An 18,700-nucleotide genomic window follows, 5' to 3' on the forward strand; every position below is an offset into this window, starting at 1 on the left:
CCGCCGCCCACCCCGCGCCTTGGCAGGCCGGCGGATCTGTCGTACGGTGACACGCAAGTAACCCACGGGAGCCCGGTGAACCGGGCTGAGAGGGGGGCTGACAGCCCCCGACCGTCGAACCTGATCCGGGTAATGCCGGCGCAGGGAGGAGCGTTGCCATGCCGTCCCTGGGACGACTGCATCTCATCACCGACACCCGACCCGGTCGCGACCCACTCACCGTGGTGCGCGCCGCCCTCACGGTGGCCCAGGCCGACCTGGTGGTGCAGGTCCGGGTCGAGGATTCCGCAACCGATCGCGAGGCGTACGACCTGACCCGGCGGGTGCTGGCGCTCTGCGCGTCGTACCGGGCGACGTGCCTGGTCAACGACCGGTTGCACGTGGCGCTTGCGGTGGGTGCCGCCGGTGGGCACGTCGGCGCCGACGACCTACCGGTCGCCGCCGCCCGCCGGGTGCTCGGCCCCACCGGCGTGCTGGGCGCCACCGCCCGCGCGCCCGGCCCGGCGCGCGAGGCCGTCACGGCAGGCGCCAGCTATCTCGGCGTCGGGCCGTGCCACACCACCAGCACCAAGACCGGCCTGCCGGATCCCATCGGGCCCGCCGGGGTACGCGCCGTCGTCGACGCCGTCGACGTCCCGGTCATCGCGATCGGTGGAGTGACCGCCGCCCGGGTGCCGGCGCTGCGGGCCGCCGGCGCGTACGGGGTGGCGGTGGTCGGTGCCGTCTCCACCGCCGCCGATCCGGCACGGGCGACCGCCGAGCTGATCGAGGCCCTGACGTGCTGACCGGCCGGTTCCCGTCACCGCTGTCGAGCGACCGGGTCCGGCCGGACGTGGCAGTGGTGGGGGCGGGCCCGATCGGGCTGGCGATCGCCTGGCGCTGCGCCGCGCGGGGGCTGCGGGTGGTGGTGCACGATCCAGCACCCGGCTCGGGGGCGTCGGCGGTGGCCGCCGGCATGCTCTCCCCGGTCGCCGAGGCGTACTTCGGTGAGCGGCAGCTGACCGCGCTGCTGCTGGCGTCCGCCGCCCGCTGGCCGGCGTTCGCCGCCGAGCTGACCGAGACGACCGGAGTCGAGATCGGCTACCGCACCGAGGGCACCCTGATGGTCGGGCTCACCGGCGACGACCTGGCCGAGGCGCGTCGACTCTGGGCGTACCAGCAGGGGTTGGGCCTGCCCGTGACGCCGCTGCGCCCCAGCGAGCTGCGCGACCGCGAACCGGCGCTCGCCCCACGGGTGCGCGGCGGCGCGCTCGCGCCCACCGACCACCAGGTCGACCCCCGGCTGCTGGTGCCGGCGCTGCGCACGGCCGCGCGGCGGGCCGGCGTGGTGCTCGTGCCGCAGCCGGTCCGGCAGCTGTCCGACGTGGACGCCGGCGTCACGGTGGTCGCCGCCGGCTGCGGGGCCGCCGCGCTCACCGGCCTGCCCGTGCGGCCGGTGAAGGGCCAGATCCTCCGCCTCCGCGCGTCCGACGGCGTCGCGCCGGGCTTCCGGCACGTGATCCGGGGGTACGCCGACGGCGAGCACGTCTACCTGGTGCCCCGCGCAGGCGGCGAGGTGGTGCTCGGCGCGACGGTCGAGGAGCGGTCGGACACCACCGTCACCGCCGGCGCCGTGCAGCGGCTGCTGCGCGCCGGGGTCGACCTGCTGCCCGAACTGGCCGAGTACGACCTGGTCGAGGCCGTCGCCGGGCTGCGCCCGGGCACCCCGGACAACGCGCCGATCCTCGGGCCGCTGCCCGACCGACCGGACGTTCTGGCCGCCACCGGGCATCACCGGCACGGCATCGTGCTCACCCCGATCACCGCCGACCTGATCGCCGACCTGGTGCTCGGCGGCGTACCCGACCCGCTGCTCACGCCGTTGCGGGCCGACCGCTTCCGTCCGGCCGGTGCCGCGGTGGGCGGACCTGAACTGACGATGGAGGGGAGCCCGTGGAGTTGACTGTGAACGGGGCCGGGCGCAGCGTCGCCGCTGACGCCTCCGTGGCGGACCTGGTCCGCGACATCGTGCCGCACCCACGGGGAGTGGCGGTCGCGGTCAACGGCGAGGTGGTGCCCCGGACCGGCTGGCCGGCCCGGATGCTGCGCGACGGTGACCGGGTCGAGGTGCTCACCGCGGCGCAGGGCGGGTGAGCGGGATGCCGTTCGAGCTGGGTGGGGAGACCTTCACCTCACGGCTGATCCTCGGCACCGGCGGCGCCGCGAACCTGCACGTGTTGGAGCAGGCGATCCGGGCGTCCGGGACCGAACTCGTCACAGTGGCGCTGCGCCGGGTGGGCACCGCGCCGGGCTCCACCGGTGGCTTGCTGGAGCTGCTGGACCGGTGCGGCGTACGCCTGCTGCCCAACACCGCCGGCTGCCACACCGCGACCGAGGCGGTGAAGGTGGCCCGGTTGGCCCGGGACGCGTTCGACACCGACTGGGTCAAGCTGGAGGTGATCGGCGACGAGCGGACGCTCCTGCCCGACGGGGTGGAGCTGCTCCGTGCCGCCGAGGAGTTGGTCGCCGACGGCTTCACAGTGCTGCCGTACACCAGCGATGACCCGGTGCTCGCCCGCCGCCTCGCCGACGTGGGTTGCGCCGCCGTGATGCCGGCCGGCTCGCCGATCGGTTCGGGGCTCGGCGTCGGCAACCCGCACCACATTCGGCTCATCCGCCAGGGTGTGGACGTGCCGGTGATCCTCGACGCCGGCATCGGCACCGCGTCCGACGCGGCGCTGGCCATGGAGCTGGGCTGCGACGGGGTGCTGCTGGCGAGCGCGGTCACCCGGGCGGCCGACCCGGTGGCGATGGCCACCGCGATGCGGTACGCGGTCGAGGCGGGCCGACTGGCGGCCGGGGCCGGCCGGATCGAGCGCCGTTTCCACGCGCTCGCCTCCACCCCCGACGAGGGAAGACCCGAGCTGTGACCGCGCCGTCCGGTGTTGTCGTGTTGACCGATCGGCTCGTCACGCCGGGCGGGCTCGACCGGGTCGTGGCGGGAGCGGTGGCCGGGGGAGTGCGCTGGGTGGTGCTGCGGGAGAAGGACCTGCCCCGCGCCGAACGCGCCGCCCTGGCGACCGACCTGCGTGCGATCCTCGCCGAGGTCGACGGAACCCTCATCGTGGCCGGCCCGGACCCGCTCGGCGGCGACGCCGTGCACCTTCCCGCCGCCGGCCCGTACCCGCCCCCACGCCACGGCTTGGTCGGCCGCTCCTGCCACCACCAACCCGAGCTGAACCGCCTGACCACCGAGCACTACGCCACCATCTCCCCGGTCTGGCCCACGAAGACCAAACCGGGTTACGGCCCACCCCTGACCGTCGACGGGCTGCGCAAGCTGATCGAGGTCAGCCCGGTGCCCGTGCTGGCCCTCGGCGGCATCGAAACACCGGAACAGGTGACCACCTGCGTCCAAGCAGGAGCCGCCGGCGTAGCCGTCCTGGGCGCACTCATGCGAGCCAACGACCCCACCGAAACAGCCGCCACCCTCACCAGAGCCTTCCAAGAGGCGATCACCCCGGAGCTCTCTAAAGCCGGCGCGGAGTCAGCCAGGCCCCCACGAACGGGGCCGCGGCCGACCGTTCCCACGTCAGGGCTGCGGCCGACCGTGCCCACGCAGGGATCAAGCCTGACCGCCCGGAGTGGGCACGGTCGGCCGCAGCCCCAAACCGCAACCAAAAACGGTCAGCCCCAGCCCTCAACCAGGGAAAGACAATGACCCCGCACACCATCCTCACCATCGCCGGCTCGGACTCCGGTGGCGGCGCCGGCATCCAGGCCGACCTCAAGGTCTTCGCCGCACTCGGCGCGTACGGCACCAGCGTCCTCACGGCGGTCACCGCGCAGAACACCCGGGGTGTCGACGCGGTGCTGCCGCTGCCCCCGCGCACTGTCACCGAGCAACTGGACAGCGTGCTCACCGACTTCACAGTCGCCGCGGTGAAGACGGGGATGCTCGGCACCCCGGCGATCGCGGACGTGGTGGCCGAGGCGGCCCGGGACGGCCGGTTGCCGCAACTCGTCGTCGACCCGGTGTTGGTCGCCACGAGTGGTCACCGGCTCGGCGTGGTGGGTGCGGTGGAGCGGCTGCTGCCGTACGCCAGGGTGGCGACCCCGAACTGCGCGGAGGCCGCGGCGATCACCGGACGCCCGGTGGACGACGTGGCCGCGATGGTCGTGGCCGCCGAGGCCCTGGCGGCCGGTGGCCCGGAGTACGTGGTGGTCACGGGCGGTGACCTCGACGGGGGTGAAGCGGTCGACGTGCTGCACGGCGGCGGGGTCAGCACCCTGTTGCGCGCACCCCGGGTGAGCACCCGGCACACCCACGGCACCGGCTGTTCGTTCTCCGCGGCGATCGCGGTGCGGCTCGGTCGGGGCGATCCGGTGCCGGTCGCCGTGGGGGCCGCCAAGGAGTACGTGCTCCGTGCGCTGACCGGCGCGCAGGGCTGGGAGCTGGGCGCAGGGCGCGGGCCGCTGAACCACTTCGGCTGGTCCGCTTGATCACCAGGGAGGCTGTCATGCACACACGAGGCAAGGTGTACGTCGAGGGTTCGCGGCCGGATGTCCGGGTGCCGTTCGCGGAGGTGGGGCTGACTGGAGACCTGCCACCGGTGCGGTTGTACGACACGTCCGGTCCGGGTTCGGACCCGGAGGTGGGGCTGCCGCCGATGCGCGGGCCGTGGATCGCCGAGCGGGGTGACGTGGCACCGGTGCGGGGCGCGGGCACGCCGCTGGCCGGGGTGGACGGTCGCCGGCCCACCCAGCTCGCGTACGCGCGGGCGGGTGTGGTGACGCCGGAGATGGAGTTCGTGGCGATCCGCGAGAACGTCGACCCGGAACTCGTGCGGGCCGAGATCGCCGCCGGTCGGGCGGTGCTTCCGCTCAACGTCAACCACCCGGAGTGCGAGCCGGCGATCATCGGCAAGGCGTTCCTGGTCAAGGTGAACGCCAACATCGGCACCTCGGCGGTCAGCTCGTCGGTCGCGGAGGAGGTGGAGAAGCTGACGTGGGCCACCCGCTGGGGCGCGGACACCGTGATGGACCTGTCCACTGGTAAGCGGATCCACGAGACCCGTGAGGCGATCGTGCGGAACTCGCCGGTGCCGATCGGCACGGTGCCGATCTACCAGGCGCTGGAGAAGGTCGGCGGCGACCCGGTGAAGTTGAGCTGGGAGGTGTTCCGGGAGACCGTGATCGAGCAGGCCGAGCAGGGCGTGGACTACATGACGGTGCACGCCGGCGTGCTCCTGCCGTACGTGCCGTTGGCGGTCAACCGGGTGACCGGAATCGTGTCCCGAGGCGGTTCGATCATGGCGGCGTGGTGCTTGGCGCATCACGAGGAGAACTTCCTCTACACCTACTTCGAGGAGCTGTGCGCGCTGCTCGCGAAGTACGACGTGACGTTCTCCCTCGGCGACGGGCTGCGCCCCGGCTCCATCGCCGACGCCAACGATGAGGCGCAGTTCGCCGAGCTGCGTACCCTCGGCGAGCTGACGAAGATCGCCTGGGAGTACGACGTCCAGGTGATGATCGAGGGCCCCGGTCACGTACCGATGCACAAGATCAAGGAGAACGTGGACCTTCAGCAGGAGTGGTGCCACGAGGCGCCCTTCTACACGCTCGGTCCGCTGACCACCGACATCGCGCCGGCGTACGACCACATCACCTCGGCGATCGGCGCCGCGATGATCGGCATGTTCGGCACCGCCATGCTCTGTTACGTCACGCCGAAGGAACACCTCGGCCTGCCGGATCGGGACGACGTGAAGGCGGGCGTGATCGCGTACAAGATCGCGGCCCACGCGGCGGACCTGGCCAAGGGGCACCCGGGCGCGCAGGCCTGGGACGACGCCCTGTCGAAGGCACGGTTCGAGTTCCGCTGGGAGGATCAGTTCAACCTCTCGCTGGACCCGGAGACGGCCCGCGCGTACCACGACGCGACCCTGCCCGCCGAGCCGGCGAAGACCGCGCACTTCTGCTCGATGTGTGGCCCGAAGTTCTGCTCCATGAAGATCACGCAAGAGCTCAAGGAGTACGCGGCGCGCGGCATGAAGGACAAGTCGGAGGAGTTCGTCTCCGGCGGTAGCCGGGTCTACCTACCGCTCGCCTGACCCGGCCCGTCCCCGGGGCGTCCCCTGTGGCGTCCCGGGACGTCCCCGTCCCGCGTCCGGGCGGTGGGCGGTGAGGTCGGTCGTGGTGGGGTCAGTCGCGGTGGTGCCGACCGGTGGAGCGCAACGACCGGCGGCGGTTCTCCTGCTCCGGTTCGTTGTCCGACACGGGCTTGCTCAGACCGGCGACCCAGTCCACGAATTCCTCGTCCTGGGTCGCCAGCGGCTCCGCCTCGTCCGACGTCTTCGGGCTCTCCTCGTCGGCGCGGGGCCGGTTGCGGCGGAACAGCCCGCCGAGGCGTCCTCGCCGGGAGGGCTGCTCTGCCACCTTCGGCGCAGTCGACGTGTCGTCGGTAGGCGCCACATCGCTGGTGGCGCTGGTGGCACCGGAGGCCTCGCCCGCCGTGCCCGGGTGCGCGACCGGGGCGGTCGTGTCGCTGGCTCCGGTCGGCGTTGTCCGCGCCGTCGACCTGTCCTGCGATCCTGCGGAGGCGCCGCGCCGAGCGGTGTCGAACGCGTTCCAGGTGCCGGCCCGGCTCAGGTCCGGCAACGCCCGGTGCCGGGGCTTGGGCGTCGACCCAGTCGGCTCGTTCGGCCCACTGGACCCCTCCGATGTCGTTGCCCCCGGCTCGGAGGTCGACGGTGGCACCGTCCACGTCGAGGTGACCGGCCAGGCCGACGGCGTGGGTGTCCACCGGTCCGTGCCCGGGTCGCTGGCGGCAGTGGCCTCGAACAACCCAGCGGTGGGGACGTCCTCGGCCGCCGGCCGTGCGCTGTCGGTGCCACGAGCCTCGGCGACGGCCGGATCGCTGGTCGGATCGCTGGTCGGGGAGGTCGTTTCGGCCGGTGCCGCGCTGCTGCCGGTGTGGGCTCCCCGCACGAGCGGGTCAGCAGCAGTCTCCGCACCAGAGCGGCTGGCCGGTGCCGGCGTCGCGCCGGTCGCGGTGGTCGGTGTCTGCGCGGTGTCGGTTGCCGTGGTCGGGGACTCCGGGTTGGCCGGCACCTCCGTCGCGCCGGTTCCGGCGGTCGCCGAGGTGACTGGCGTCTGCTTCGAACCGGTCCCCGAGGTGTCCGGTGTCTGCTTCGAGCTGGTGACGGGGTTGGCCGGCGTCTGCTTCGAGCCGGTGCTGTCGGCGGGCCTGCGCGGCCGGGTGCCCTTCGTGGCGTGGCCGGTGGCCAACTCGGTGGTGGCCGATTCGGTGGTGGCCGTCTCGGGGGTGGTTGCCGAATCGGCGGAGGACGGGTCGTCAGCCACGCCAGAGGCGGTCGGGTCCGGGCTGGTCTTCGACTTGCGGGCCCGTCGAGGCTTGATTGTCGGCGGTGCCTCGGGCGTGCCGGGGTCGGCCGTACCAGCGCTGGTCGCCTCCGGGTCCGTGCCGGTCGGGGCCGAGACGGTGGCGGCGGTGGCGGTGGCCTTGCGGGTGGTACGCCCACCGGTCGGCCTGCCGCTGGTTTCCGTATCCGCGCTGTCGGCCGGCTCGTCGACCGCTCGGTCGCCCGTCGAGGTCGCGGTGTCGGCGGGGCCGGCCGTGGTGCTGGCCGGGGTGGTGTCGGTGGCGTCGGTGCTGGCCGAGGGCTTGGCCGTGGTCAGGGGCTTGGTCGTGGCCGGGACATCATCGCGGGGCGCCGGGGGCGTCTGCCCGGCGGCGGTGAACTCACCGGTCGGCGCGGTCAGCCAGGCTGCCGGCTGATTCGCGGCGGCGGACGGCGCGGCGGCGGGAGCCGGACCGTGCTGCCCGCTCGCGGTGGTCTCCGGCCAGTCCCAGTGGGCGGGGACGGTGCGTACGCCATCGGGTTCGCCCGCCGCCCACGTGCCCGCAACGACGCCGCCAGTGGACGGCTCGGCGTTGGTCGGCTCCGGGTCGGTGCGCTCGGCGGTGTCCCGGTCGTCTGCCGACGCGGAGTTGGGCAGCGCCGGGCCGGCGGGCAGCGGTCGGAGGATGGCGGTGGGCTCGATCGCCTGCGGATCGGCGGTACGGGTGCCCGCCGGCCAGCGCAGCAGCGCGGCGGCGGCTGCGCCGAGTGCTCCGGCGAGGATCGCGATCAACGAGCCGTAGTAGGGGGTGGCCTGGTAGCGGTCCACCGCGTCACCCGGACCGGCGGTCAGGTAGGCGAACGCCACCAGCACCGGACCGGCCACCCCGGTCGCCCCGCTGACCAGCGGAGCCTGGCCCCGCCAGCGAGCCAGCCCGGCGGTCGCCGCGCCGGCCAGCAGCGCCACGGTCGGCAACAGGAGCAGTGCCAGCCGCTGCGCGGCGGCGTCGCCGAGCCAGCTCGGTTCCAGTACGCCGAGCCGGACGGTCGGCAGTGGGCCGGCCGTGCCGAGCGACGGTAGGACGGAAATCAGCGCCAACAGCCAGACCGCGCCGGCCACGGCCGCCATGTTCCAGCCCAGCTCGGGCCGGAACAGGACGGCGATCGCCGCGCCCGCCCCGATCACCGCACCGACCATCGCGCAGATGCCCACCGCCCAGACCGGGTCGACGGAGATCAGCTCCGCGGCGCGGGCGGGCTGCATGCAGAGCGGGGCGATGACGGTGGCGCCGAGCGCCGCCGCGCCACCGACCGCCAACTGCCGGCCGGTGCTGGTCGCCGGGATGTCGCGGTGAGCGAGGCGTCCGGCCAGGACGGCGCCGGCGACGGCGGCGTTCGCGGCGAACCAACCCACCCAGACGAGCTGGGCCGGCCACTGGTTGACTGTCGTACCGGTGAAAGCGCCGGTCAGTCGGACGATGCCGAAACCGTACGCGACGCCGAGCTGGCCGGCTCCGGCCAGCACGCTCACCCCGAGCGCCGTGAGCAGCAGTCTGCCCCAGGTCCGAAAGGCCATGTCCGGCACGTTACGCACCTGGTACACCCGATAGCCAACGGCGCGCCGCGCGGCACGCCGGTGACGACCGGTGGGTCTACTTGAGTTCGACCAGTCGGGCCAGGTAAGTCGTATCCCCGACATTCGTCAGCATGTGCACCGCGCCCGGGTCCCGGTAGACCACCCCGCCGGTGGGCTCGTCGGCGTCGATCCGGGTGCCGTCGATGGTCTGTACGACGTTCTTGGCACCCTCGATCGCCACCACCAGGTAGGGGTGGTCGTGCCGGTGCAGCGGTTGCCGCTCACCCGGCTCGAGGCGGATGTGCCAGACCCGGACCCGGTCGTTCTCGAAAACGATCTCCTGACCCACCGGTCCGAGTTCGGTTCCGTCGATCACGTCGGTCATCTCGCTCCGTTCAGTTGGGGCAGCACCTCGGCGGCGATCAGCTCAAGGTGGTCGAGATCATCGAAGTCGATCAGGCGGAGGTGGACCCGCGTGGTGCCGATCGTGGCGAACTCACCGATTCGCTGCGCGAGCTGCGCGGGGGAGCCGACCACCGGATCCTCCGGTGGCAGCGCGCTCTTCTCGTGCAGGGGCGCGGCCCGACGCTGGGCCTCGGCGTCGGTCCGGCCGATGGCGACGACGATCCCGGCGGAGAGCACCAACGGGTCGCGCCCGGACTCCGCCCGTCCGGTGCGCTCACATGCCTCGCGCACCCGGTCGTACGCCTCGGCGGTGACGGCCACGGATTTGAACGGCATGTTGAACTCGTCCGCGTACCGGGCGGCCAGTTCGGGTGTGCGCTTGGGACCGCGCCCGCCCACGATGATCGGCGGGCCGGGCACCTGCACCGGCTTGGGCAGCGCGGGAGCGTCCACCAGCCGGTAGTGGTCGCCGGTGAAGGTGTAGGTCTGACCGGCCGGGGTTCCCCACAACCCGGTGATCACCTCAAGCTGCTCGGCCAACCGGTCGAAGCGCTCGCCGACCGCCGGGAACGGGATGCCGTACGAGGTGTGCTCGCGCTCGTACCAGCCCGCGCCGATGCCCAGGTCGACCCGGCCACCGCTCATCTGGTCGACCTGCGCCACCATCACCGCGAGCGGGCCGGGCAGGCGGAACGTGGCCGACGTGACCAGGGTGCCGAGCCGGATCCGCTCGGTTTCCCGGGCCAGGGCGGCGAGGGTCAGCCAGGCGTCCGTCGGGCCGGGCAGGCCCGGGTCGGCGCCCATCGACTGATAGTGGTCGGCGCGGAGGAAGCCCTCGTAGCCGCACGCCTCAACCAGCCGGGCGAACCGGAGCTGGGTGTCGTAGCTGGCGCCACGGTTCGGCTCGGTGAAGACCGACACCCGCATGTTCAGTGTCCTTCCGCGCCGGCGGCGGCCGGCTGCTCGCGTTCCATCAGCAGTTCGTGCAGGTCGGCGCTGACCTGGGCGACGTCGGCCAGGTGGGCGTTGCGGCCCAGGGTGCGGGGACGGGGGATGGTCACCTCGACGACCTTGCGGATCCGGCCGGGGCGGGGGCTCAGCACGACCACCCGGTCGGCGAGCAGCACCGCCTCGTCGATCGAGTGGGTGACGAAGACGATCGTCGGCTTGTTCTCCATGTGCACCCGCTGGAGCTCGCCGGACAGTTCCTCGCGGGTGAGCGCGTCCAGCGCGGAGAACGGCTCGTCCATGAGCATCACGCGGGGCTCGCCGATCAACGACCGGCACAGTGACACCCGCTGTTGCATGCCGCCGGAGAGCTCGTGCGGCAACCGCTTCTCGAAGCCGGCCAACCCGGCCACGTCCAGCAGTTGCCGGGCCCGCTCCCGGTGCTTGGCGCGACTCCAGCCGAAGATCTCCACGGGCAACATGACGTTGTCCAGCACGGTGCGCCAGGGCAGCAGCGCCGGCTTCTGGAACAGCATGGCGATGTCCTGGCGGGGGCGGGTGATCGGCGTACCGGCGACGGTGATCTCACCGGCGCTCAGCGGGAGCAGCCCGGCGATCAGCCGCAGCAGCGTGGACTTGCCGCAGCCGGATCGGCCGAGCACGGCCACGAACTCGCCCTCGGCGACGTCGAGGTTGATGCCGCGCAGCGCCTCGACCTGGCCGGACCGGCCCTCGAAGGTGCGGGACACCCCGGACAGTCGGATCATCTCCGGCGTACCTCCGCTGAGTCGAGGGTCAGGAATCCGACAAAGGCTAGCCGCCCTGTCGAGGTATGGCACCGGCTGGGGTGGTCGTCAGGTTGTTTCCGTTCCGCAACCCGATACGCCTGGCGTCACAACTGTGGGTTTCTCGTACGCTGTGCCCGCGAAGAATCCCCTCACGACGGCGGAGTCCGGCTTCTACCCCTCCCGCCGACCCGTCATAACAACCCCCTCCGGTGGCCTGCCGGCCCCGGTCGGAAAGGACATGGTGCACTGATGAGAAGGCTGACCCGTACGGTCGCTACGGCCGCGCTGGCCACCGCCCTAGCCCTTGTCTCCGCCTGCAGCAGCGGGTCGGATTCGACCGCCGATGCCAAGGGCGGCGACAGCAAGAAGCTGGAGAGTGTGACCTACCTCACCTCGTTCGGCAACTTCGGCCGTGACTCCTACGCCTGGGTGGCGAAGGACAAGGGCTTCTTCAAGGAAGCCGGTTTCGACGTCGAGATCAAGGCCGGCCAGGGCACCGGTGGCGTCATCCAGACCATCGTCGGCGGCCAGGCCGACTTCGGCCCGATCGACCTCACCGGCGGCCTGCTCCAGCTCGGCAACGGCCAGGCGAAGGACTTCACCGCGGTGGCCGCGATCCAGCAGCGCACCATGGCGGCCATCGCCACCGTCGAGGGCAAGAACATCAGTTCGCCGAAGGACCTCGAGGGCAAGAAGCTCGCCGACACCCCCGGGTCCGTGGTCCGCAACCTCTTCCCGACGTACGCCCGGCTCGCCGGCGTGGACGTGAACAAGGTGACCTGGGTCAACGGTGAGGCGCAGAACCTGATCGGAACCCTGGCCGCTGGTTCGGTGGACGGCATCGGTCAGTTCGTCGTCGGTCAGCCCACCATCGAGGGCGTGGCCAAGAAGAAGGCCGTCATGCTGCCGTACAGCAACGTGATGCAGGACCTCTACGGCAACGTGCTGATCACCTCCTCGAAGATCGCCAAGGAGAAGCCCGAGATGGTGAAGCGGTTCACCGCGGCGCTGCTCAAGGGCCTCGAGTACAGCCTGGCGAACTCCAAGGAGGCCGCCGACATCCTGAAGAAGAACGTCGACGCCACCAACCCGGTCTCCGCCGCCGCCGAGCTGGACCTGATGGCCGCGTACGTCCGCTCCGGCAACACCGGCACCGCGATCGGCACCCTGGACAGCGGTCGGGTCGCCAAGAGCATCGCCATCCTGCAGGGCGCCGGCGCGCTGAAGCAGAACATCACCCCCGAGCAGATCATCGACTTCAGCCTCGCGCCGAAGGCCTGATCGTCCGGTCGTCATGAGGGGGTACGTCCCGCCGATCCCGGTGGGGCGTACCCCCGTCGCTCGTCGGCCCCCCGGGGGCCGTGGGATTTCTAGGAGGACAGAGATGACCGACGTCCGGTCAGCGGACCCGGCGGTGGCGGAAACCCCGCCCTCCAGTGCCGCCCCCGAGGCGGGGCGCGCGGGTCGAGGTGCCGGTCTGCGGGCCGGGGCCGATACGGTGCTGCCCGCGGTCGGCCTCCTGGTCGCGTTGGCGGTGTGGTGGTTGACCGCCCGGCTGGAGCTGATCCACCCCGCAGCTCTGCCTCCGCCCGGCGACGTGCTCACCGCGTTCGTCGACAAGCCGGCCCAGCTGCTGGAGCACACCTGGGACACCCTGCTGGAGATCCTGATCGGCTTCGCGCTCTCGACGGCCGCCGGTGTCCTGATCGGACTCTCCCTGGCCAGCTCCCGCACGGTGGAGCGGATGTTCACCCCGCTGCTGGTCGCGGTGAACGCGGTGCCGAAGATCACGCTTGGCCCGTTGTTGGTGGTGGCACTCGGCTGGGGCCAGAAGCCGATCCTGACCATGGTGTTCCTGCTCTGCTTCTTCCCGATCGTGCTCTCGACCGCGACCGGGCTCACCACCACGCCGGCTGACCTGGCCGAACTCGTGCGCTCCTGGAACGCCTCACGCTGGCAGGCGTTCCGAAAGGTGCGCTTCCCGGCCGCGTTGCCGCAGATCTTCGTAGGGCTCAAGGTGGCCATGCCACTGGCCGCGATCGGCGCGGTGATCGGTGAGTTCCAGGCCGGCGAGAGTGGCCTCGGCTACGTCATCACGCAGTACGCCGGTATCGGCGACACCGCCACCGCCTGGGCGGCGATCATGCTGGTGGCTCTGGTGAGCATCCTGCTCTACTCGGCGCTCCTGTTGATCGAGCGGATCGCCCTGCCCTGGGTGCGAGAAACCACCAGCACCCGCTGAAGGCAGACCAACAACAGAAGAGATCAACCCCAGGAAACGCGAAGGGCCGGCCCCCCACTCAGGAGGCCGGCCCGTTCCGTCAAAGCCGCAGGCGAGAAGGTGTGGCCGACCGTGCCCGGCGGAGGGATCAAGCCTGACCGCCCGGAGCCGGGCACGGTCGGCCACACCCCCCACCCGGCACCCGACGAACCCCAGCCAGATGAAAGGCCCGAGCGTTACCCCGCCAACCGCCAGCGACCATTGCGGGCGACCAGCGTGGTGAGCGCCTGCGGCATCAGACCGCTGTGGTTGTCCGGCGTCATGCGGATCGGGCCGGACAGACCGTCCATCTGGGACGTCTCCAGCACGTCCCGAAGGCCGTTGCGGTCCACCTTCCCGATCTCGCCACCGGCGCGCAGTTCGGCGTCGGCGATCAGCTGGACGGCGTCCGCGGCGAAGGACGAGGACCCGTTGTAGCCGCCGAAGCGTGCCGTGTAGTCCTGGAACCACTGCCGCCGCGCCGCCTTGGCCGGCGTGGTCGCGATCACGTCGTCGATCACCATCGTCTGCGTGAAGATCAGGGTGGCCTTCTCGGTGGCCTTGGCCGCCGAGCCGAGGAAGAGGTCGCCCGCTGCCCCCGCGTCGAAGTAGATCGCTCCACGGAAGCTGGTCTGCTGGGCGCTGGTGGCGGCAAGCGTCGCCTGCTCCGGCGGGGTCCAGAAGACCATCGCGTCGGGCTTGCCCGCCGCGAGCTGCTGAACCTGCCGGCTGACATCGGTGTCGGTGGTCTTGATCCGCTGCTGCCGGAGCGAGATGTCCGCCTTGTCCAGCTCGCTCTTGAGCGCGGCCGCGCCCTCCTGGCCATAGTCGTCGTCGCTGACCAGCATCCCCACCTTGCGGATGTTGTTGCGGCGCAGTTCGTTGGTCAGTGCCGCGGCGCTGTCCGGGGCGTTAGGGCCCAGCTTGAACACGTAGCGCCGTTCGGCGACCGGCGCGGCGATGGCCCCGGAAGCGGCTAGCGCAATGGTGGGAATCCGCTTCTCGTTGATGGTCCCGACCGCTCCGACCGCGCATTCGTTGCAGCCGCCCATGATGATGGCGCTGACCCGCGAATCGCTGCTGAAGTCGACGATGTTGCGAAGTGACTCGGCCGAGTCGGAACGGTTGTCCTTCACCGTCAGCTTGATCTCCCGGCCGTTCAGCGCGCCGGAGGAGTTCAACTGGTCGACCTTGAGTTCGAGGGCTCGCTGGTATGTCCGGCCAACCGTGGCTGCGGCGCCGGAGAGTTCGAGATCGGCGGCGATCACGATCGGACTCGTGTCCTGCTCCGCCTCGCCAAACTGGCAGCCGGCGAGCGTGGTGGCCACTACGGCCGATGCGAGCGCCGCGATGGTCGCGGAGCGGATGGGGCTCAACTCAGTCCTCCAGGTGCGGGCGCGGGCGCTGCCCGGTCACCGCCGCTAATCCGTCCTCAGTGGAGGGCGGGATCTTCTCTGCCGTACGGTGTGCGCGAAGCCTGCAAAACCTTGCCAATGGCCGGCGCTGTGGTCAAGCGCGGACCCCGGCAGCATTTTTCGGGACGGCCATCCCACATGCTGGGGTAACGCAATGTTTGCAAAAGCTCACTTTGCACACACGCGTGACCACTCTGGAGTTACATGCCCTGTTCAGGGGCTTGCAGAAATGAAGGTATCAGTTGACCGGATCACGGGATGCGCTCCGTCCGACCGTTTCCTACCTCACTGCGGCTTCCCAAACACGATCATCTCTGATGAAATCGCGGCCGTGCCGCGCGTGGTCCCCTCCGCTTACGGCATGGCTCGGCGGCTCAGGCGGGGAAGAAACGACGGAGGCGATGTCGTGAGCACCGGACCGACGACCCTGCCCGCGCTCGGCGACAGCGGTCGCCCTGAGCGCCGACGGATGCCGCGACTGCGGGACGCCCGGATCCGGTCCAAGCTGGCGCTGATTCTGGTCGTCCCGGTGGCGGCGGTGATCGCGCTGGCCACGGTCCGCCTCATCTCCGTCGGCGAGGGAGCCATCGACGCCACCCGGGCCCGGGCACTGACGGCCCTCTCCATCGACGTCAGCGCCCTCACCCAGGATCTGCACGCCGAACGGATGGCCGCAGCCGCCTACCTGGCCTCTCCGCAGCAGCCGGCCGACGCGTACAACCTGCGGGTCCGCCAGACGCAGCAGCAGGTCGACGCGTACCGCGCCGAGCGAGGCCGGATCGGCGACGTGCCGGCCGCCCTGCGGGACCGGCTGACCGCCATCGACGATCACCTGGCCACTCTGGACGCCACCCGTCAGGAGGTGCTGGACCGCCGGCAGATGGCGGTCGCCGAGGCGGTGCTCCGCTACGGAGTCATCCTCACCGACCTGGTCTCGTACGGTGACGGCCTGGCCCAGCTGCCCGGCGACGAAAGCCTGGCGGACAGCCGCCGCGCGGTCGCCGCCTTCGCCCGCGCCAAGGCTTCCGTGGCCGAGGAAGAGGCAGTCGCCTACACCGCGCTGACGGCCGGCCAGCTCGACTCGGAGCAGTTCTCCTCCTTCGTGGCAACGTTGACCGGTCAGCAGGAGGCCCTGGTCGCCTTCTCGCTGGCTGCCGAGCCGGCGCAGCGCGGCCTGGTCAACAGCACCGTCTCCGGCGACGCGGTCGGCCTGGCCGACCGGGTGGCCACCGACATCACCCGCTCGGTCGGGCAGCGCCCGCTGGTCAGCGCACAGGACGCCACCGCAGCCATCGGCGCCGTGAACGACCTGATGCGCTGGGCCGAGATCCAACTGCAGGACCGACTGCTCCAGCAGGCCGACCAGGCACGCTCGGACGTCATCCGGCAGGCAGTGGTCGAGTCGGTCCTGGTGCTGCTGACCCTGATCATCGCCGTGTCGCTGGCCGTGGTGCTGGCCCGCTCGCTCAACCACTCGCTGCGCCGGCTGCGTGAGGGCGCCCTCTCGGTGGCCAACCACGACCTGCCCGACGCGGTGCAGCGGCTGCAGAACATGGGCAGCGTGGGCGATGGCGGGGTGGACGAAATCGTCCGCCAGGTCCGGGATCCCATCCAGCTCAACAGCCGCGACGAGGTCGGTCAGGTGGCGCTGGCCTTCAACGTCGTACACCGGGAGGCGGTGCGGGTCGCCGCCGAGCAGGCGGCACTGCGTACCAGCGTCTCGGCGATGTTCCTCAACCTGGCCCGCCGCAGTCAGACCCTGGTCGACCGGATGATCGGCGAGCTGGACGCGATCGAGCGCGGCGAGGAGGACCCGAAGCGGCTCGCGCAGCTCTTCGAACTGGACCACCTGGCCACTCGAATGCGCCGCAACGACGAGAACCTGCTGGTCCTCGCCGGCGCCGACTCCGCCGTACCGCGACGCGACGACGCGTTGGTGGTGGACGTCCTGCGGGCCGCCCAGTCCGAGGTGGAGCTGTACAACCGCATCGAGTTCGGGACGGTGGACACCGACATCTCGGTGGCCGCGCACGCGGTCAACGACGTGGTCCGTCTCGTCGCCGAGCTCCTCGACAACGCCACCCGGTTCTCGCCGCCGAACACCACGGTGGTCGCCGACGGCCGCCGGATCCGCGACTACGTCCTCATCCAGATCGAGGACCGTGGGCTCGGCCTCACCGACGAGCAGCTCGACTCGCTCAACCGGCGGCTCGCCGCCCCGCCGAGCGTCGACGTCGCCGCGTTCCGGCTGATGGGTCTGGCCGTGGTGAGTCGGCTCGCCTCCCGCTACGGCATCCGGGTGGAGCTGCGCCGCAACGTCGAGGGCGGCACCGTCGCCCAGGTGACGCTGCCCGCCGCCACCGTGGTGCTGCCGACCAACCGGGGCCGTGAGCAGGTGCTCACCCGGCCGCGTCAGCCGATGGCCGTGGAGCAGACGCCGCTGACCCCGGTCGGTCACGCCGAGCAGTTCGCCGGTGCCGCCACGTCGGCTGCGACGCTGCCCGACCAGTGGCGGACCAGCACGCCGGCACCCGCCCAGTGGCAGTCGCCGCTGGACTCGCGGGACACCACCCCGGCCGTACAGGCGGGTGGCTACACCGGTCCACGCTCGGCCATGCCACCTGCCGACCCGGCACCCGCCGCGCCGGCACCCGCCGCCCCGCTCCCGCCGGCACGACCGGCTTACAGCAACGGCGCGGGGGCCTCGCTGGGCAGCCCGACAGTGGCCTACCCGACCGTCGACCCGCTGCCCCGGCGTGGCTCCACAGCTGACGCCCCGGACGGGCACAGCGTCCAGGGCCTCCCGGTCGGTCCGGTCGCCGGGCCGGGCGCGGTGGCACCGCCGGCCGCACCGTCGGTGCCCGCCGTGCCGGTCAGCACCCGGCCCGACTTCCCCGCCGAGGCTCCGATCTTCCGGGAGATGGAGGCGGTCTGGTTCCGGTCGCACGGCGACGACGCCACCGCGATCTTCACCCGGCCCAACTTCGACGAGCCACCCGCAACCGACGCCGGCCAGCGCACCGGCAACGGCGGCCTGTCGAGCGCGCCGCCCGTGCCGGCCGCGCCGCCGGCCCGACCGAAGCTGCCGACCCGTACCCCGGGTGGGTCCGACGGCACGACCACGGGCGCCGGAGGCGCAACCATGGACGGTTTCGCGGCACGGCCGTCGGCGCCACCGTCGTACACCCCAGCCTCGACCCCGACCCCGAACCCGACCCCGGCTGGCCGGACGGCTCCGCCCGCGGCCGACCCAGAGGCCTGGCGTACGGCGGCGGACGAGGGCTGGTCCCGGGCCAGCCGGGCTGCCGAGCCGGCTCCCGCCGGAACCACCCGCTCCGGGTTGCCCAAGCGGGTGCCGCAGGCACAGCTCGTGCCGGGTGGCATCGAACCGAAGAGCGGTCGGGACCGCAGCCGGCGGACCCCGGATGAAGTACGTGGTCTGCTGTCGGCCTACCACCGCGGTGTGCAGCGCGGTCGGACGGCCGGAACGGACCTGAACAGCACCTCGACCAAGGAGAGCCGATGAACAGGCCAGCTGCCATGCAGGACATGGGTTGGCTGCTCACCAACTTCGCCGACAGCGTGGCGGGCATCGCCCACGTGGTAGCGGTGTCCGCTGACGGGCTGTTGCTCGCGTCCTCCCGGGACCTGCCGGGGGACCGGGCGGACCAGCTCGCCGCGATCACCTCCGGCGTGGTGAGCCTGACCGAGGGCGCAGCCCGGATGTTCAGCGCGGGCGGGGTGTTGCAGACAGTCATCGAGATGGACAGCGGGTACCTCTTCCTGATGTCGATCAGCGACGGTTCCTCGATGGCCGTGCTGGCCGCGCGCAGCTGCGACGTGGGTCAGGTCGGCTACGAGATGGCGCTGCTGGTCGAGCGGGTGGGTGCCGCGCTGGTGCCGCTGCCGCGCGACGCGGTGCGCTCTTAGCACCGGAAGCCGGCGCTCGTTCCGAGCGCCGGACC

At 71.9% G+C, this 18,700-nt stretch carries 16 protein-coding genes and 1 riboswitch; of the genes, 11 read left to right on the forward strand and 5 right to left on the reverse strand.

What is annotated here, in order from left to right; translation table 11 throughout:
• Nucleotides 1-54 precede the first annotated feature (54 nt).
• Nucleotides 55-164: riboswitch (TPP riboswitch) on the forward strand.
• The 7 genes from thiE to thiC all read left to right on the forward strand — a co-directional run bounded on the left by thiE (nt 159) and on the right by thiC (nt 6,092).
• Nucleotides 159-785 carry a thiamine phosphate synthase gene (thiE, locus tag V6U86_RS04730; RefSeq protein ID WP_334498799.1) on the forward strand — a complete coding sequence of 209 codons (627 nt, stop codon included), beginning with the start codon at nt 159-161 and terminating at the stop codon, nt 783-785. Its footprint overlaps the riboswitch before it by 6 nt.
• Nucleotides 779-1,942, forward strand: a complete 1,164-nt coding sequence (gene thiO / locus V6U86_RS04735; RefSeq protein ID WP_442934879.1) for a glycine oxidase ThiO — start codon at nt 779-781, stop codon at nt 1,940-1,942. Before thiE ends, thiO begins: the two co-directional genes overlap by 7 nt.
• Nucleotides 1,933-2,133, forward strand: coding sequence for a sulfur carrier protein ThiS (gene thiS / locus V6U86_RS04740; RefSeq protein ID WP_334498801.1), 201 nt, complete (start codon nt 1,933-1,935; stop codon nt 2,131-2,133). Before thiO ends, thiS begins: the two co-directional genes overlap by 10 nt.
• Entirely contained in the window at nt 2,130-2,909 is a 780-nt protein-coding gene (locus V6U86_RS04745; RefSeq protein ID WP_334498805.1) for a thiazole synthase, read from the forward strand. Before thiS ends, V6U86_RS04745 begins: the two co-directional genes overlap by 4 nt.
• Nucleotides 2,906-3,700, forward strand: a complete 795-nt coding sequence (locus V6U86_RS04750; protein ID WP_442934880.1) for a thiamine phosphate synthase — start codon at nt 2,906-2,908, stop codon at nt 3,698-3,700. The genes V6U86_RS04745 and V6U86_RS04750 overlap by 4 nt, the downstream gene beginning before the upstream one ends.
• Nucleotides 3,697-4,482: a bifunctional hydroxymethylpyrimidine kinase/phosphomethylpyrimidine kinase gene (gene thiD, locus V6U86_RS04755; RefSeq protein ID WP_334498807.1), complete on the forward strand. Its 786-nt coding sequence runs from the start codon at nt 3,697-3,699 to the stop codon at nt 4,480-4,482. Before V6U86_RS04750 ends, thiD begins: the two co-directional genes overlap by 4 nt.
• A gap of 17 nt (nt 4,483-4,499) precedes the next feature.
• The gene (gene thiC / locus V6U86_RS04760) at nt 4,500-6,092 is read left to right on the forward strand and encodes a phosphomethylpyrimidine synthase ThiC (protein WP_334498809.1); all 1,593 of its coding nucleotides are present in this window, start codon (nt 4,500-4,502) and stop codon (nt 6,090-6,092) included.
• 91 nt (nt 6,093-6,183) lie between these two features.
• Here the strand turns inward: thiC and V6U86_RS04765 are convergent, their stop codons facing one another.
• The 4 genes from V6U86_RS04765 to V6U86_RS04780 all read right to left on the reverse strand — a co-directional run bounded on the left by V6U86_RS04765 (nt 6,184) and on the right by V6U86_RS04780 (nt 11,039).
• Nucleotides 6,184-8,919, reverse strand: coding sequence for a hypothetical protein (locus V6U86_RS04765; RefSeq protein WP_334498811.1), 2,736 nt, complete (start codon nt 8,917-8,919; stop codon nt 6,184-6,186).
• A 76-nt stretch (nt 8,920-8,995) separates the two neighbouring features.
• Nucleotides 8,996-9,304 carry a cupin gene (locus V6U86_RS04770; protein ID WP_088987605.1) on the reverse strand — a complete coding sequence of 103 codons (309 nt, stop codon included), beginning with the start codon at nt 9,302-9,304 and terminating at the stop codon, nt 8,996-8,998.
• The gene (locus V6U86_RS04775) at nt 9,301-10,251 is read right to left on the reverse strand and encodes an LLM class F420-dependent oxidoreductase (protein ID WP_334498813.1); all 951 of its coding nucleotides are present in this window, start codon (nt 10,249-10,251) and stop codon (nt 9,301-9,303) included. The genes V6U86_RS04770 and V6U86_RS04775 overlap by 4 nt, the downstream gene beginning before the upstream one ends.
• Before the next feature lie 2 nt (nt 10,252-10,253).
• Nucleotides 10,254-11,039, reverse strand: coding sequence for an ABC transporter ATP-binding protein (locus V6U86_RS04780; protein WP_334498815.1), 786 nt, complete (start codon nt 11,037-11,039; stop codon nt 10,254-10,256).
• Between the two features lie 270 nt (nt 11,040-11,309).
• Here V6U86_RS04780 and V6U86_RS04785 point away from each other — a divergent pair, with 270 nt between their 5' ends.
• Nucleotides 11,310-12,341, forward strand: a complete 1,032-nt coding sequence (locus V6U86_RS04785) for an ABC transporter substrate-binding protein (protein WP_334498817.1) — start codon at nt 11,310-11,312, stop codon at nt 12,339-12,341.
• A gap of 103 nt (nt 12,342-12,444) precedes the next feature.
• Complete coding sequence (locus V6U86_RS04790) at nt 12,445-13,302, forward strand: ABC transporter permease (protein WP_334498819.1); 858 nt, start codon at nt 12,445-12,447, stop codon at nt 13,300-13,302.
• A gap of 215 nt (nt 13,303-13,517) precedes the next feature.
• Here V6U86_RS04790 and V6U86_RS04795 read toward each other — a convergent pair whose 3' ends face one another.
• A complete protein-coding gene (locus V6U86_RS04795; protein ID WP_334498821.1) occupies nt 13,518-14,696 on the reverse strand; it encodes an ABC transporter substrate-binding protein in 1,179 nt (392 codons plus the stop codon).
• 445 nt (nt 14,697-15,141) lie between these two features.
• Between V6U86_RS04795 and V6U86_RS04800 the strand changes: the two genes are divergently transcribed.
• Entirely contained in the window at nt 15,142-18,261 is a 3,120-nt protein-coding gene (locus tag V6U86_RS04800) for a sensor histidine kinase (RefSeq protein WP_334498823.1), read from the forward strand.
• A complete protein-coding gene (locus V6U86_RS04805; RefSeq protein ID WP_007465177.1) occupies nt 18,258-18,665 on the forward strand; it encodes a roadblock/LC7 domain-containing protein in 408 nt (135 codons plus the stop codon). The genes V6U86_RS04800 and V6U86_RS04805 overlap by 4 nt, the downstream gene beginning before the upstream one ends.
• Nucleotides 18,666-18,700 lie beyond the last annotated feature (35 nt).

This window comes from Micromonospora sp. CPCC 205558 (assembly GCF_036902955.1).
In the GTDB taxonomy this organism is placed as follows: domain Bacteria; phylum Actinomycetota; class Actinomycetes; order Mycobacteriales; family Micromonosporaceae; genus Micromonospora.

Coding starts and splice junctions, on each gene's coding strand:
- V6U86_RS04770 (WP_088987605.1), bottom strand. CDS start 9,304: ATGACCGACGTGATCGACGGAACCGAACTCGGACCGGTGGGTCAGGAG.
- V6U86_RS04775 (WP_334498813.1), bottom strand. CDS start 10,251: ATGCGGGTGTCGGTCTTCACCGAGCCGAACCGTGGCGCCAGCTACGAC.
- V6U86_RS04790 (WP_334498819.1), top strand. CDS start 12,445: ATGACCGACGTCCGGTCAGCGGACCCGGCGGTGGCGGAAACCCCGCCC.
- V6U86_RS04780 (WP_334498815.1), bottom strand. CDS start 11,039: ATGATCCGACTGTCCGGGGTGTCCCGCACCTTCGAGGGCCGGTCCGGC.
- V6U86_RS04805 (WP_007465177.1), top strand. CDS start 18,258: ATGAACAGGCCAGCTGCCATGCAGGACATGGGTTGGCTGCTCACCAAC.
- V6U86_RS04785 (WP_334498817.1), top strand. CDS start 11,310: ATGAGAAGGCTGACCCGTACGGTCGCTACGGCCGCGCTGGCCACCGCC.
- V6U86_RS04765 (WP_334498811.1), bottom strand. CDS start 8,919: ATGGCCTTTCGGACCTGGGGCAGACTGCTGCTCACGGCGCTCGGGGTG.
- thiE (WP_334498799.1), top strand. CDS start 159: ATGCCGTCCCTGGGACGACTGCATCTCATCACCGACACCCGACCCGGT.
- thiC (WP_334498809.1), top strand. CDS start 4,500: ATGCACACACGAGGCAAGGTGTACGTCGAGGGTTCGCGGCCGGATGTC.
- thiD (WP_334498807.1), top strand. CDS start 3,697: ATGACCCCGCACACCATCCTCACCATCGCCGGCTCGGACTCCGGTGGC.